This is a genomic window from Liquorilactobacillus nagelii DSM 13675, from assembly GCF_019444005.1.
In the GTDB taxonomy this organism is placed as follows: Bacteria; Bacillota; Bacilli; order Lactobacillales; family Lactobacillaceae; genus Liquorilactobacillus; species Liquorilactobacillus nagelii.
This window is the reverse complement of the sequence record NZ_CP049304.1, coordinates 353,761-367,055: the sequence shown is the minus strand read 5'-3', so window position 1 is coordinate 367,055 and position 13,295 is coordinate 353,761. Positions and strand designations below refer to the sequence as shown.

Annotated in this window: 13 protein-coding genes and 1 other annotated feature; all 13 genes read right to left on the bottom strand. The window is 37.5% G+C overall.

What is annotated here, in order from left to right:
- Window positions 1-313: 313 nt before the first annotated feature.
- Window positions 314-673, bottom strand: coding sequence for a 50S ribosomal protein L20 (rplT, locus tag G6O73_RS01980; protein WP_057886852.1), 360 nt, complete (start codon window positions 671-673; stop codon window positions 314-316).
- A 74-nt stretch (window positions 674-747) separates the two neighbouring features.
- Window positions 748-948, bottom strand: coding sequence for a 50S ribosomal protein L35 (rpmI, locus tag G6O73_RS01975; protein WP_057735940.1), 201 nt, complete (start codon window positions 946-948; stop codon window positions 748-750).
- Window positions 949-970: 22 nt separating this feature from the next.
- Window positions 971-1,477, bottom strand: coding sequence for a translation initiation factor IF-3 (gene infC, locus G6O73_RS01970; RefSeq protein WP_057886851.1), 507 nt, complete (start codon window positions 1,475-1,477; stop codon window positions 971-973).
- A 45-nt stretch (window positions 1,478-1,522) separates the two neighbouring features.
- Window positions 1,523-1,642 (bottom strand) — a sequence feature (ribosomal protein L20 leader region).
- Between the two features lie 52 nt (window positions 1,643-1,694).
- The gene (gene thrS / locus G6O73_RS01965; RefSeq protein WP_057886850.1) at window positions 1,695-3,644 is read right to left on the bottom strand and encodes a threonine--tRNA ligase; all 1,950 of its coding nucleotides are present in this window, start codon (window positions 3,642-3,644) and stop codon (window positions 1,695-1,697) included.
- A 123-nt stretch (window positions 3,645-3,767) separates the two neighbouring features.
- Window positions 3,768-3,890 carry a hypothetical protein gene (locus G6O73_RS12935; protein ID WP_268871662.1) on the bottom strand — a complete coding sequence of 41 codons (123 nt, stop codon included), beginning with the start codon at window positions 3,888-3,890 and terminating at the stop codon, window positions 3,768-3,770.
- A gap of 57 nt (window positions 3,891-3,947) precedes the next feature.
- Window positions 3,948-4,871, bottom strand: a complete 924-nt coding sequence (dnaI, locus tag G6O73_RS01960; RefSeq protein WP_057886849.1) for a primosomal protein DnaI — start codon at window positions 4,869-4,871, stop codon at window positions 3,948-3,950.
- A gap of 23 nt (window positions 4,872-4,894) precedes the next feature.
- Window positions 4,895-6,241 carry a DnaD domain protein gene (locus tag G6O73_RS01955; RefSeq protein WP_057886848.1) on the bottom strand — a complete coding sequence of 449 codons (1,347 nt, stop codon included), beginning with the start codon at window positions 6,239-6,241 and terminating at the stop codon, window positions 4,895-4,897.
- 24 nt (window positions 6,242-6,265) lie between these two features.
- Complete coding sequence (gene nrdR / locus G6O73_RS01950) at window positions 6,266-6,760, bottom strand: transcriptional regulator NrdR (RefSeq protein WP_057886847.1); 495 nt, start codon at window positions 6,758-6,760, stop codon at window positions 6,266-6,268.
- A gap of 20 nt (window positions 6,761-6,780) precedes the next feature.
- Complete coding sequence (gene coaE, locus G6O73_RS01945) at window positions 6,781-7,380, bottom strand: dephospho-CoA kinase (RefSeq protein ID WP_057886846.1); 600 nt, start codon at window positions 7,378-7,380, stop codon at window positions 6,781-6,783.
- Window positions 7,377-8,207, bottom strand: coding sequence for a DNA-formamidopyrimidine glycosylase (gene mutM, locus G6O73_RS01940; RefSeq protein WP_057886845.1), 831 nt, complete (start codon window positions 8,205-8,207; stop codon window positions 7,377-7,379). The genes coaE and mutM overlap by 4 nt, the downstream gene beginning before the upstream one ends.
- A 15-nt stretch (window positions 8,208-8,222) precedes the next feature.
- Window positions 8,223-10,883 (bottom strand): DNA polymerase I, encoded by a 2,661-nt coding sequence (polA, locus tag G6O73_RS01935; RefSeq protein WP_057886844.1) that lies wholly within the window; start codon window positions 10,881-10,883, stop codon window positions 8,223-8,225.
- A gap of 162 nt (window positions 10,884-11,045) precedes the next feature.
- Window positions 11,046-11,753 carry a Bax inhibitor-1/YccA family protein gene (locus tag G6O73_RS01930; RefSeq protein WP_057886843.1) on the bottom strand — a complete coding sequence of 236 codons (708 nt, stop codon included), beginning with the start codon at window positions 11,751-11,753 and terminating at the stop codon, window positions 11,046-11,048.
- 190 nt (window positions 11,754-11,943) lie between these two features.
- Window positions 11,944-13,275 carry a UDP-N-acetylmuramate--L-alanine ligase gene (murC, locus tag G6O73_RS01925; RefSeq protein WP_057886842.1) on the bottom strand — a complete coding sequence of 444 codons (1,332 nt, stop codon included), beginning with the start codon at window positions 13,273-13,275 and terminating at the stop codon, window positions 11,944-11,946.
- Window positions 13,276-13,295 lie beyond the last annotated feature (20 nt).

Sequence of the window (13,295 nt, the reverse complement as noted above, 5' to 3'; positions counted from 1 at the left end):
CTAATTACCAAAGCCTTTAGAGTCCGCAGATTACCCGACGGACTGAATATTTACCACGAAACTATCACTTTAACCAAAATGTTCCTAGCTACATTATAGTTGCCAATATGATAAGCATCACATTGGGGACACATCCAATTACACTACTTAACGGTGGGCAGTTGCGATAATTCCATGATATCTTTAATATTTTAGGGCATTCAGCTACCCAATTAAAATTAAGAAATTTCGGTCTTAATTTTAATTAAAACTAAAGGCCTGGATCAAAACCATTGTTTTGTCCCGGCCTTTAAAAATATCTTGATTAAATTGCTTACTTAGCTAATGCTTTCTTTGCTTCAGCAACTAATGCTGTAAAGCCAGTTTCATCAGTAACAGCTAAATCAGCAAGCATTTTACGGTTAACTTCAATTTCAGCTAATTTCAAACCATGCATTAATTGGCTGTAACTGATATCATTCATTCGTGCTGCTGCATTAATCCGTGCAATCCACAATTTGCGGAAGTTAGTCTTATTCTTACGACGATCACGAAATGCATATTGATATGATTTTAATACTTGTTCTTTAGCTGATTTGAAAAGAACGCGCTTTGAACCGCGATATCCTTTAGCTAATTTAATAATTTTTTTACGACGCTGACGCGTAACTGTACCGCCCTTAACACGTGGCATAATAATTCCTCCCTTAATTTTGCTCGACCAAACTCGAGCAACTTACAGACAGCGACTGCTGCCGATTTATAAATCTATTTAACCTGTGACAGCATCTGTTTGATTCGCTTCATATCTGAACTGGAAACCATTGATGCTTTGCGCAATTGACGGCGCTGTTTCTTAGTTTTTCCGTGGAAACGATGGCTAGTAAAAGCATTCGAACGCTTCAAACCACCATTTCCTGTCCGCTTAAAGCGTTTAACTGATGCGCGATGTGTTTTTTGTTTTGGCATAACTTTTTCTTCCTCCTAAATATTAAGCCTTGTTTTCAGTCTTGGGAGTAAGCATCATAAACATACTCCGGCCGTCCATTTTAGCTCTAGATTCAACAACAGCAATGTCTGCTGCTGCTTTAGCGAAGCGATCCAAAACCTCGTAACCAATTTCTTTATGAGTGATTGCCCGACCCTTAAAACGAATAGAAACCTTGACCTTATCACCCTTAGCCATAAATTTACGAGCATTTTTCATTTTGGTATTAAAATCATTAACATCAATTGTAGGACTCAGGCGGACCTCTTTAACATTAACAATTTTCTGGTTTTTTCGTGCTTCACGCTGCTTTTTCTGCAACTCAAACCGATACTTCCCATAATCCATGACTCTGGCAACTGGTGGTTTTGCCTTAGGGGCAACTAAAACGAGATCCAAGTTGTCTTGTTCAGCAATCTTCAATGCATCTTGTTTGGATTTAACTCCTAATTGTGAACCATCACCGGCAATCAGCCGAACTTCACGGGCACGAATGCCTTCGTTAACCATTTTATCAATTGCTATGGTCTTTCACCTCCATTAAAATTTCAGAGAAATGCAGCAGAAAAGCGGAAAGCTCTTCAAAGCTCCCCGCTTAATTTGAATAATTAAATCGTTCATCGGCCCGCAGGCTCATGTCTGCTAGGCGAGAAGCGGGTGCTTCTGCTTTTTTCTCAACTCTAATAGAATAACAACTTTTAAATGAGAAGTCAAGAAATCTAACAAATTAATTATTTTCACGACTATAGCTGGCAACATCAGCAGAAATTTCTTTGATAAAATCAGTTACTGCCATCGTATTTGTAGCTTCTTCGCCATATTTTCTAACCGTTACTTGATCAGCTGCAATCTCTTTATCTCCAACAACTAACGTATACGGAATTTTATTAACTTGAGCTTGGCGAATCTTGTACCCCATTTTTTCATTACGATCATCGATTTGAACTCGAACATGCTTTGCGACCAATTGATCACGTAATTTTTGACTGAAATCAAGATGTAAATCATTATTTACCGGAATGATTGCTACTTGCTGTGGTGCTAACCAGGTTGGAAAAGCACCTTTATAAATTTCGGTCAGATAAGCCGTAAAGCGTTCCATTGTGGAAACAATTCCACGATGAATCATAACTGGACGATGTTCCTGTCCATCTGCACCAATATAATGCAAGTCAAATCTTTCAGGCAATAAGAAGTCTAATTGAATTGTTGACAAAGTTTCTTCCCCACCCAAAGCGGTTTTAGTTTGAACATCAAGTTTTGGACCATAGAAAGCAGCTTCACCTTCAGCTTCAAAATACTCTAATCCCAAATCATCCATAGCTGATTTCAACATTTTTTGAGATTTTTCCCACATCTCATCATCATCAAAATATTTGCGCTTATTCGCAGGATCACGATAACTTAAGCGGAAACGATAATCAGTAATATCAAAGTCTGCATAAACTCCAACCATCAACTGCAAAATCTTTTTGAATTCTGCTTCAATTTGGTCAAGAGCTACAAAAGTATGACCATCATTTAAAGTCATTTCGCGAACACGTGATAAACCAGTTAAAGCACCCGACTTTTCATAACGATGCATCATCCCTAATTCAGCAATTCTCAATGGTAACTCACGATAAGAACGAATATGATGATTATAGATTTGAATATGTGATGGGCAGTTCATTGGACGCAATTCCAACATCTCACCATCTCCCATATCCATTGGTGGAAACATATCTTCTCGATAATGATCCCAATGGCCCGACTGCTTGTACAAATCCAAGTTCGCTAAAACTGGTGTATAGACGTGTTGGTATCCATCAGCAACTTCTTTATCAATAATGTAACGTTCAATTGTGCGTCGAATTGTTGCACCCTTTGGCATCCAATATGGTAACCCTGCTCCCACTTTGGGATCAACGAAGAATAAATCCAATTCATTCCCAATAACTCGATGATCACGTTCATGAGCTTCTTTTTGCCGCGCTAACTCAGCATCCAAATCTTTTTGTTTGAAGAAAGCTGTCCCATAAATTCGTTGTAACATTGGATTGCTAGAAGCACCTTTCCAATAAGCTCCAGCCACTGACAATAGCTTAAAAACTTTTAAGGCTGCAGTATTACCTAAAACTGCTCTAACTGAAAAGTCATAATAATCGCCTAATTTAATTGCTGTAACTTTTTGATCATCAGTTGCCTGCTCGTTAATCAATTCCTGGCGATAAGGATCATTGCCAACGATTTTCAAAGCTGCTTGCAAATCAAGTTCAACTTCTTCCAAAGGAAGTGCTTGTTTGACTAATTTTTGCAAATGCTGATTTAACTTTTCAAATTCTGTTTCTGCAACTTGTCCACTCTGATTATCTGTATCTAAAAAGAATCCATGTTCCGTAATATCACTTTCGCCAAAATACATTTCTGGATAAAGTTCTTGTAAAGCGGCTCCCAAGACAACTGCTCCAGTCTGCCATAAAATTGGTAAAGCTTCCGGTTGGTCTTTAGTTAAGATAGCTAACTTACCATCGGATTTCAACTGATGATTCAACCCAACTACTTTACCAGCAAAATTCGCTCCCACCGCCTTTTTGGCTAAACTATTACTGATTGTTGCAGCAACTTCTCTAACCGTTGTAGCCGTAGCGAATTCCTTTTTTGCCCCATCAGGGAATTCAATTTCTATATTTGACATACTAAAGCCTCCTAATTTTTTAGCGAATAAAAAAAACCAGATATACAAATTTGCATATCTGGGACGTTTATCCGTGGTTCCACCCAATTTCAAGATCAGTCAAAGATCTCCTCGAATTCGTGCTTAACGGACACGACCCGACTCAACTTTTAATTGAGCAGTAAATGGAAGTGGTAAGCCGATTAGAAGCAGCTTCTCAGTTAATAACTGCCATCCCTGTAAGTATCGTCCTTTTGTCTTCCACATCAATTAACTATTATTAAACCACTCAACTACCCAAAAAACAAGCCTCAACGTTAATTTTTATTGATTGCGCCGATTCTTACCAATCATTATCGTTTCACGACTGAGATAACGAATCCGTTCCATAATTCGCTGAGCTTTTAATGGCTCAGCTTCACCTCGATTATTCACTGTTAAATATTCCTGTAACAACTGTTGCTGTGAAAAATTTGAGCTAAAAAAAGTTGCTAATTGTTCTTGCATTCGATATTGCAGAATTACACCAAGAATATCATCACGAATCCAACTAGACAATTGATCCGCTCCAATATCATCAAGCATTAAAATCGGAACTTTCTTAACCGTTTCAATAAATGGAGTGTTCTGGCTGGTTCCAATTGAATTTTTTAATTTAACCGCAAATGACGGAAAGTGGATCAGCATTGAAATAATATTCTCGGCCGCTAATTTATTTGCAATTGCAGCTAATAGATAAGTTTTACCTACACCAAAACTACCCGATAAATAAAGGCCTTGATGAAATTTTTTTGGATCAGCTAAATACTGCTGGACAAAATCTGCTGCTGCACTAGCTGCTGCTTCACGCCCTGCTACCTCAAAGTCTGCTAGGCTTGCTTGCCTTAATGACTTTGGTAAATTTAACAGTTTGACCCGAGCATGGAGCTGAGCGATCTTTTGTTCTGCCATCAATTGTTGACTAGGAATATAAACTACTTCCAATGTATGGTTTACTACATTTAGTTTTGGTTCATATCCTGGTGCTAACGTTGCTTCACCACGTTTGAGCTGATTTTTAATTGTAAAAAACTCATAGACTTTGCTGGCACTGCGTTTCAAATCTTCATTAGTCAATTCATCCCGGTGGGTCGTAATCAACGACTGAACATCCGGATCGTTAAATGCTTCTTTGATTAACTGTCGATAATTTTCATTCCAATGATGACTGGCTAACTCATCGCTAATTTCTTTACCAATATTTTTCATCAATTGCCACCTTCTTCGCCATCTCAGGATTTTTTATGAGTCAAGTCATGCAACTTTTGCTGCAACTTTTGCTGTTCTTCTGCTGAATAATTTGGTTGTTTTGCTGGTTTAAAGTTACTTTGTGCCCAGTCGGGAAGTTGCTCTTTTTGAACAACTTTTTTAGTCGGATATCGGCGACTAGTTGTTGTTCTAGTTTTAAGCGGTCGATTAACTTGTCTAACCTGCTGAATCGCCTGAATAGCCGAGGAAATTTTCTTTTTCTTCCAATCAGCCGCAACTTTTTCAAAGAATGTTCGATTTAAACTGGTCATTCCGCGATCAACAATCATATAGTGGATCAAAACATTGACAACATCAGGAGAAAAATAATTTAATTGCACAAAGTTTTCAATTAGATGTTGTTCAGAATTAGTTACAAAACTTCCTTCCTCATCTTTTAAAGTTTGTAAAAATTCTAACGGTGCGTAAGCTTGACAAGCTGCCAGTAAAGCCTGATCACCTGAATTAGCAATCACTGTTTTATTATTCGCCGCAGAAGTCTTAGAGTCGATAACAGTTGAAGAAGGCTGGTTACTTTTCGAGTGAGTTGTTTGATGCAGTAACTGGGCAAACATTTTGAAATCAACCTGATTTGTCTGAACGTCAGCTGCACTTTCTAACATTTTAATTAATGTTATTTCATCTAGTCCATAAACTACATTAGCCGTTGCTAAAAAGCGCTGATGTTGCCAAACCTGATTAGTATCTAAAAAGGAGTTCTGCAACAAACTTTTCAATAAATCAAAATCCAGCGAACAACCCTTAATTACTGGTTCAGCTGCTGGTTCATCTACGGTCGCTAGATTATTCAGCTGAGCGTTAGTTAATTCTGCTTGATTTACTTGATAGACTTCCAAAAATGTTTTCGAAATTTCATTGCCAATTGTAATTGAATTAGGAGCTGGTTTAAAAAAGTAGTGATGCAATCGACGATAAGAAGGTTCACCCACCGTTTCCAATAACAAACTCCGTAATAAATCATCTTTAAAAAAAATTTCTGGTTGAACTGGCCGCTGTATCAAAAAAGTCAGTGAATTATCAAACGCAGCTTGCTTTTGGAAAGTGCGCAATAGTCCTAATGCTTCAAGCTGTATTCTTGCATCAATGAAATTCGGCAGGCCAATTGCTAACTGTTCCAGCAGACTTTTTATTTGACGCTTTTCGATTGCTGCCTGTGCAAAAGAATGAAGTAGATTATAAACTGCAACCGTTTTAGCACCTAACATTGGTTGATATAACCAGAGTACTATTTCTAAATCGCTGCTAAATAATCGTTCTTGTGTTGTCACAACAAAGTTGTTGGTTGGAGATATTACGCTCTGATTGCTCATTCACCAACACCTACCATTTTCAGCTTACTTTTCATTTTCGTTTTGACTTTTTTTATGATTTTTTTTGTCACGCGCCATCATTTCCTCTAACTCTTTCATAAAAACACTCATATCTTTAAATTGGCGGTAGACACTTGCAAAACGAATGTATGAAATTTCATCAACATCAGCTAACAATCCCATGATGTATTCCCCAATTAATTGGGTTGAAACTTCATTTTCACCAAGCGTTCTAACTTTACTTTCAACTTCATCAACAATTTTAGTGATTTCTTCCATGGCTACTGGTCTTTTCTCGGCAGCACGAATAATCCCGCGTAAGATTTTTTCACGGCTAAATTCTTCCCGATCACCATTCTTCTTAATTACTAATAGCGGAGTTTCCTCAATTCTTTCAAATGTTGTGAAACGAAAACCACACGCTTCACATTCTCGCCGTCGACGAATAACTTTGCCATCATCGGTCGGTCGACTATCCACAACACGTGAACCATTATGTTGACAATGTGGACACCTCATTCATTTCACCCCGTTAATCATCATCTTAAATTTCTTTCTTGAAGCCATTTTATCACTTGCTTTTCTAAAGCGCCAACACCATCATCATTTGAAATTACATAATTCGCTAACTGATTGCGCTTTTCTGCTGACATTTGTGCATTAATCCTTGCTTGAGCTTCAACCAAAGATAATTGATCACGCTGTTGCAACCGCTGTAATTGCTTTTTGGGTGCCAAGGTAACACTCATTGTTTCATTACACCACTTTTGATAACCCGCTTCAAACAACAGTGGTATCATTAAAATCACTAATTTCGCCTGTTGATGCTGTAAATTAGCCAATTGCCGATGTAATTCCTCTCGAATCAAAGGACCAGTGATTGCTGTCAATTTTTTTAAGGCCAATGGATCTGAAAAAACAATTTGGCCTAACCTTTTGCGATCTATCTGGCCATCAGCAGCTAAAATTTGTCCACCAAAGGTTTGCTGAATTTTTTTGATGCCTACTGTTCCAACTTGAACAACTTGACGTGCTACTTGATCGGCATCAATAACTTTTGCTCCATTATCTGCAAAAATTTTAGCTACTGTTGATTTGCCTGAAGCAATGCCACCTGTCAATCCTAAAATATATGTCATTTAGTCACCCGCTGACAATTAGGACAAAAGTGTGTACCGCGTTGTGCAACACGGATTTTAACAATTTCAGTGCCACATCGTTGACAAGGTTGACCTTGGCGACCATAGACATGCAGATCAAATTGAAACTTGCCAGAGTGTTCGAAAGCATCAGTATAACTACGAATCGTTGTTCCACCAGCTGCTACTGCCGCCGTTAACTCTTTAATTATTTGTTGACGCAAAAGTGAAATTTGCGCAGGCGATAATTTATTGGCCGGTGTTAAGGGGTGAATTTTACTCAACCACAACACCTCATCTGCGTAAATATTCCCCAGTCCGGCAACGACTGTTTGATCTAACAAAACTGGTTTGATTGCTTTTTTCTTACCTGCTAATTTTTGAATGAAATCCGCTAGAAGAAACTGATTATCCAGGGGTTCTGGCCCTAGTTTAGCTAAGTTAGAGACTTCTTTTACTTGCTGAGTTTTTATCAACTGCATTCGGCCAAATTTTCGAACATCATTATAGCGTAGCTGCGAACCATCCACAAATTCAAATATAACATGCGTATGTTTTTCTAACGGGTCAAGGCTCGATTTTACAAAGTATTTTCCTTCCATTCGTAAATGAGAAATCATTGTTAATCCTTGGTCAAAATTAAATAATAAGAATTTTCCGCGACGACCAATTGATTGAATCGACTTACCATGCAATTGCTGCTCAAATTGACCAACATCTCCAGTAATTATCTTAGGATAAATTACTTTAACGTTTTTAATTGTTTTATTCTGTATTAATTTTACTAAGCCGCGACGAACGGTTTCTACCTCTGGTAATTCTGGCAAACGGCATTTCTCCTTTTATTTAGCATCAAACCAAGTATTCCCGTGAGCACTCTCAACCTTTAACGGAACAGCTAGCGAAACAGCACTATCCATAATTTTAGGCACAAGTTCTTCTAAAATCGGAATCTCGCTAACAGGAGCTTCAAAAATCAATTCATCGTGAACTTGAAGTAACATTTTTGCTTGTAAATGCTTTTCAGCTAAGGTCCGCTGCATCCTGATCATTGCAACTTTGATAATGTCCGCTGCACTACCTTGAATTGGGGTATTCATCGCTGTTCGTTCAGCAAATGAACGCAAGTTATAGTTGCTACTCTTGATTTGCGGCAAATAACGACGACGCTTAAAGATCGTTTCAACATACCCCTGCTCTTTAGCTGTTTTCACAATTTGCTTCATATAATCATGAACTCCAGGAAAAATTTCAAAGTATTTTTCGATAAATTTTTTGGCCTGTGCGCGACTTATTCCAATATTTTGCGATAAACCGTAATCACTAATCCCATAAACAATTCCAAAATTAACAGCTTTTGCTTGCCGACGCATATTCGGAGTTACTTCATTAGCATCTTGCAACCCAAATATTTTCATCGCTGTATTAGCATGAATATCTACCCCATCTTTAAAAGACTGCTGCATGTTTTGGTCTTGTGAAACATGGGCTAGTACGCGCAATTCAATTTGAGAATAGTCTGAAGAAAATATTTGCCAACCTGGCTGACTCGGGACAAAAGCTTGTCGAATTTTGCGACCTTCAGCTAATCTGATTGGAATATTCTGCAAATTAGGATCAACTGAGGATAGTCGACCAGTTGCTGTTAAAGTTTGCGTATAACGCGTATGAACTTTTTGATCTTGATCTGAAACAACTTTTAGCAAACCGGTAACATAAGTCGACTGCAATTTTGCAATTTGCCGGTAATTTAAAATATTATCAACAATTGGTGCCATTCCACGTAATTTCTCCAAAACATCAACCGCTGTCGAATAACCGGTTTTAGTTTTTTTAATTACGGGCAATTTTAATTTTTCAAATAAGATTACGCCTAATTGCTTAGGTGAATTTAAATTAAACTTTTCCCCGGCTTCTTGGTAAATTAGTTCTTCGAGTTCACTAATTTTTTCCTTAAATTCACTATCCATTTCGGTCAAACGTTGTGTATCAATTTTAATCCCAGCGATTTCCATTGCTGCTAAAACTAACGATAATGGCTTTTCAATTTTTAAATACAAATCTGCTTGCTGATTAGCTTGGAGCTTTTTCAACAACGGAACTTTTAATTTACTAATTGCTAATACTTTTTGCGCTAAATGTTGAAAAAGCAATTGATCATCGCTGGGAATCTGATATTTAGCTCCCCGTCCGTAGAATTCTTCATCACTAACAACAGCTGTATACCCATGTTGTTGTGCCAATTTTCCTAGATCATTGCTATTGTCACTAGTATCCAACAAATACGAAACCAACAACAAATCAAAATCTACCGCTGACAGATGAATCCCTAGTCGTTGTAAACCAACTAAAGTTCGCTTACCATCAAATAAATCAATTTTCACTTGGGAGCTTTCCAACCAATTTTTTAATGGGGGAGACTTTAATAGTTCAACATTTCGCGCTGCATAAAAGACTTGATCGACCGCCAAAGTAAAGCCAATAAAAGGCGCAGTATGGTAATTATCTCCGTTCATTTCCAATTGAAAACTAACCACAGCTGGTTGAGTCGGCAAATCTGCTAAATTAGACTCCTGTAACACTTTAACTGGTAATTTTTCAATTGCTGCAACAGGTTGATTTTCAGGCTGAATTTCAGTTAAAAAACTACGAAAATCCATTTCTTCAAAAAAAGAGATTAACTCAGGCTGATTTTTCCCTTGCCATTTTAAATCATTTATTTGAACCTCCACAGGCGCATCCTGTCTAATTTGAGCCAAATCTCGACATAAAAAAGCAACCTTTTGATCTTCAATTAGATGCTCTTTCATCTTAGAGGCTTTAATTTCATCTAAGTGTTCATATATACCAGCAACCGAACCAAATTGATGCAATAAGCGTAAAGCTGTTTTTTGACCCACTTTAGTTACCCCTGGATAATTATCTGAAGCATCACCTGCGAGTCCCTTCAAATCAACAATCTGTTGCGGAGTTAGTTCATATTTCTCTTGGACATGTGCTGGAGTGTATAATTCAATTTCGCTAACACCTTTTTGCGTCACAGCGACAGTCGTTTTTTTAGTTGCCAATTGAGTTAAATCTCGATCCCCCGTGACAATGGTAACTGAAAAGTCTGTAGCTTCAGCTTGAGACGCTAAAGTGCCGATAATATCATCTGCTTCATAATCAGCCAGTTCATAACTAGTGATTCCATATGCACTTAATAGTTTTCTAAGATAAGGAAATTGTTCACTTAATTCACTTGGGGTTTTCGAGCGTCCCCCCTTATAATCGCTAAATTTTTCGGTTCGAAAAGTTTTCTTACCGGCATCAAAAGCCACCAAGATGTGTGTTGGCTGTACCTGGGTTAAAATATTGTCCAACATTTTTTTGAAACCATAAATTGCATTAGTATGAAGCCCGTCGTGATTGACAAAACGCTCCAAGGACTGATGTAAAGCAAAAAAGGCTCTAAAGGCTACACTGTTGCCGTCGATCAATAATAATTTCTTCGCTTTATCCATTTTTTTAACTCCTTCAGTATCTACTAAATTTATTTTAACAGAGAAATATCTTAAGTAACAGCATCGCGCTAAAAGCAATCAAAAATCCAACAACAATTTTCAGTTTAAACAAAAAAAGAGCAGCTCAAGATCAAGCCGCTCTACTTAGTTATCAGAAACTAATTAATTTTTATTAAAACCACCGAAAATATTCAATAAACTGATAAACAGGTTAATGAAATCAAGGTACAACTGCAAAGCACCCATCATCGCCAAATTATTTTCATTAACTTGACCAGCTGTCTGAACATACAGTCGCTTGAACTTTTGTGCATCCCAAGCTGTTAAAGCTGTGAAAATAATTACACCAATAAATGAAAAGACGAATTGAATCATCGCACTTTGCAAGAAAATATTGATAATCGAAACAACTACCAATCCAATCAAAGCAGCTAATGCTTGCGTTCCAATTCTTGACAAATCACGTTTGGTAACTGTCCCAATAGCAGTCATTGAGATAAAAACTGCTGCAGCTCCAACAAATGCCATTGTAACATCTGCTCCAGTATAAGCCGTTACGATTATCCCAAAAAACAAACCTTCAATCACTGCAAATGATATTAAGCCAGCAGCAGTCATTAATGGTGAACGATCAGCTTTAAAAGACATCCCTAAAACGATCAGAAACTGAACACCGAACAACAACCACATCAAAAAACTATGTTGGGCAATTGTTGTTACAACTTGTGCATAAAAAACCTTAGCAACTAGATAAGCCACAATAGCTGAAATTGCAACTGCACCAGCCATGAACGCGTACATTTTAGTCAAAAAGTTGCTCAATCCAGCTGTCTCCGGATTAATTACAATTCTTTGTCCATTATTATCCATTTATTTCACCTCTACTAAAATTTTACTCGAAAAAGCCTAAGTTATCAACTTTTATGCAACCTAGACATTCGTCATTAAAGATACTTGAGAGTATTCTAACATATCTAATCAATCAGCTCAATCAACCCCCCCTAAAATAAAAAAACAAACAAGCTCTGAGTAGGTCAACAGCTTGTTTGTCGGTAATTTATTAATTATTCTTTAAGCTCAAATTGCTTAATAGTCTTTCATAGGCATATTCGTACTTTTGAATATCTCCGGCACCCATAAAGACAACAACCGCATCATGAAAATCAAGTAGTGGCGACATATTATCCAACTTTAAGACCTCTCCACCCTTAGTAATCTTACTACCAAGATCATCACTTGAAACATTTCCATTATGTTCACGAATCGAGCTAAAAATATCTGTCAAAAAAACTTTATCAGCTAAATTCAAACTAGCAGCAAAGTCATCCATCAAAGCAATCGTCCGACTAAAGGTATGTGGCTGGAAAACAGCAATAATTTCCTTTTTGGGATACTTTTGTCGTGCAGCATCCAAAGTTGCTTTAATTTCTGATGGATGATGAGCATAATCATCAATAATTGTCATATCAGCGACAACCTTTTCCGTAAAACGTCTCTTTACACCTTTAAAGCTGAGTAATTCACGTTTAATTTCTTCTTGTGGGACATCTTCACAGTAAGAGACCGCCACAACAGCCAAACTATTCAGAACATTGTGTTCACCGAATAGCGGAATTTCATATGTCCCTAAAAACTTATCTTCCCGATAAACATCAAAAGTTGAGCCTTTAGTAGTGCGTTTAATATTTACCGCTCTAAATTCATCATTTTCATTTGTTCCATAATAATGTACTGGAACCGCTGTTTTCAAATTGCGTAAGTATTTATCTTCTCCCCAAGCAAAAATGCCCTTTTTCGTTTGATTTGCCAGTGTTGTAAAGGCATCAAAAACATCCTCTATGCCGGTAAAATAATCGGGATGATCAAAATCAATATTCGTCATGATAACATAATCTGGGTGATAAGCTACAAAATGACGCCGGTATTCATCAGCCTCAAACACAAAAAACCTTGATTCAGGTACACCTTTTCCTGAGCCATCACCAACTAAATAACTAGTAGCAGAAACTCCGCTTAAAACGTGAGCCAATAAACCTGTTGTACTGGTCTTGCCATGTGATCCAGCAATCCCAATGCTTGTATTTTCAGCAATAATTTTTTCAACCATTGCCGGATAACTACAAATTTGTAATCCTAATTCATGAGCTTTTTTGATTTCAGGATGATCTGGTCCAAAAGCATTTCCTTCGACTATTGTCAGTCCTGCATGAATATTTTTTTCGTCAAAAGGCAAGATCTCAATTCCAGCTTGTTCCAAGCCGCGTTGGGTAAAAGTATACTTTTCAATATCAGAGCCACTAACTTTAAGGCCCTTATCGTGTAGAAGAAGCGCTAGCGAACTCATTCCTGTACCTTTAATACCAACAAAAAAATAGGTTGTGTCTGCATCCATGATAATTTATCCCCTTTGCC

Excerpts from the sequence above, each read along its gene's own strand:
- rplT (WP_057886852.1), bottom strand. The coding sequence starts at position 673 with ATGCCACGTGTTAAGGGCGGTACAGTTACGCGTCAGCGTCGTAAAAAA.
- rpmI (WP_057735940.1), bottom strand. The coding sequence starts at position 948 with ATGCCAAAACAAAAAACACATCGCGCATCAGTTAAACGCTTTAAGCGG.
- infC (WP_057886851.1), bottom strand. The coding sequence starts at position 1,477 with ATGGTTAACGAAGGCATTCGTGCCCGTGAAGTTCGGCTGATTGCCGGT.
- thrS (WP_057886850.1), bottom strand. The coding sequence starts at position 3,644 with ATGTCAAATATAGAAATTGAATTCCCTGATGGGGCAAAAAAGGAATTC.
- G6O73_RS12935 (WP_268871662.1), bottom strand. The coding sequence starts at position 3,890 with ATGTGGAAGACAAAAGGACGATACTTACAGGGATGGCAGTTATTAACT.
- dnaI (WP_057886849.1), bottom strand. The coding sequence starts at position 4,871 with ATGAAAAATATTGGTAAAGAAATTAGCGATGAGTTAGCCAGTCATCAT.
- G6O73_RS01955 (WP_057886848.1), bottom strand. The coding sequence starts at position 6,241 with ATGAGCAATCAGAGCGTAATATCTCCAACCAACAACTTTGTTGTGACA.
- nrdR (WP_057886847.1), bottom strand. The coding sequence starts at position 6,760 with ATGAGGTGTCCACATTGTCAACATAATGGTTCACGTGTTGTGGATAGT.
- coaE (WP_057886846.1), bottom strand. The coding sequence starts at position 7,380 with ATGACATATATTTTAGGATTGACAGGTGGCATTGCTTCAGGCAAATCA.
- polA (WP_057886844.1), bottom strand. The coding sequence starts at position 10,883 with ATGGATAAAGCGAAGAAATTATTATTGATCGACGGCAACAGTGTAGCC.
- G6O73_RS01930 (WP_057886843.1), bottom strand. The coding sequence starts at position 11,753 with ATGGATAATAATGGACAAAGAATTGTAATTAATCCGGAGACAGCTGGA.
- murC (WP_057886842.1), bottom strand. The coding sequence starts at position 13,275 with ATGGATGCAGACACAACCTATTTTTTTGTTGGTATTAAAGGTACAGGA.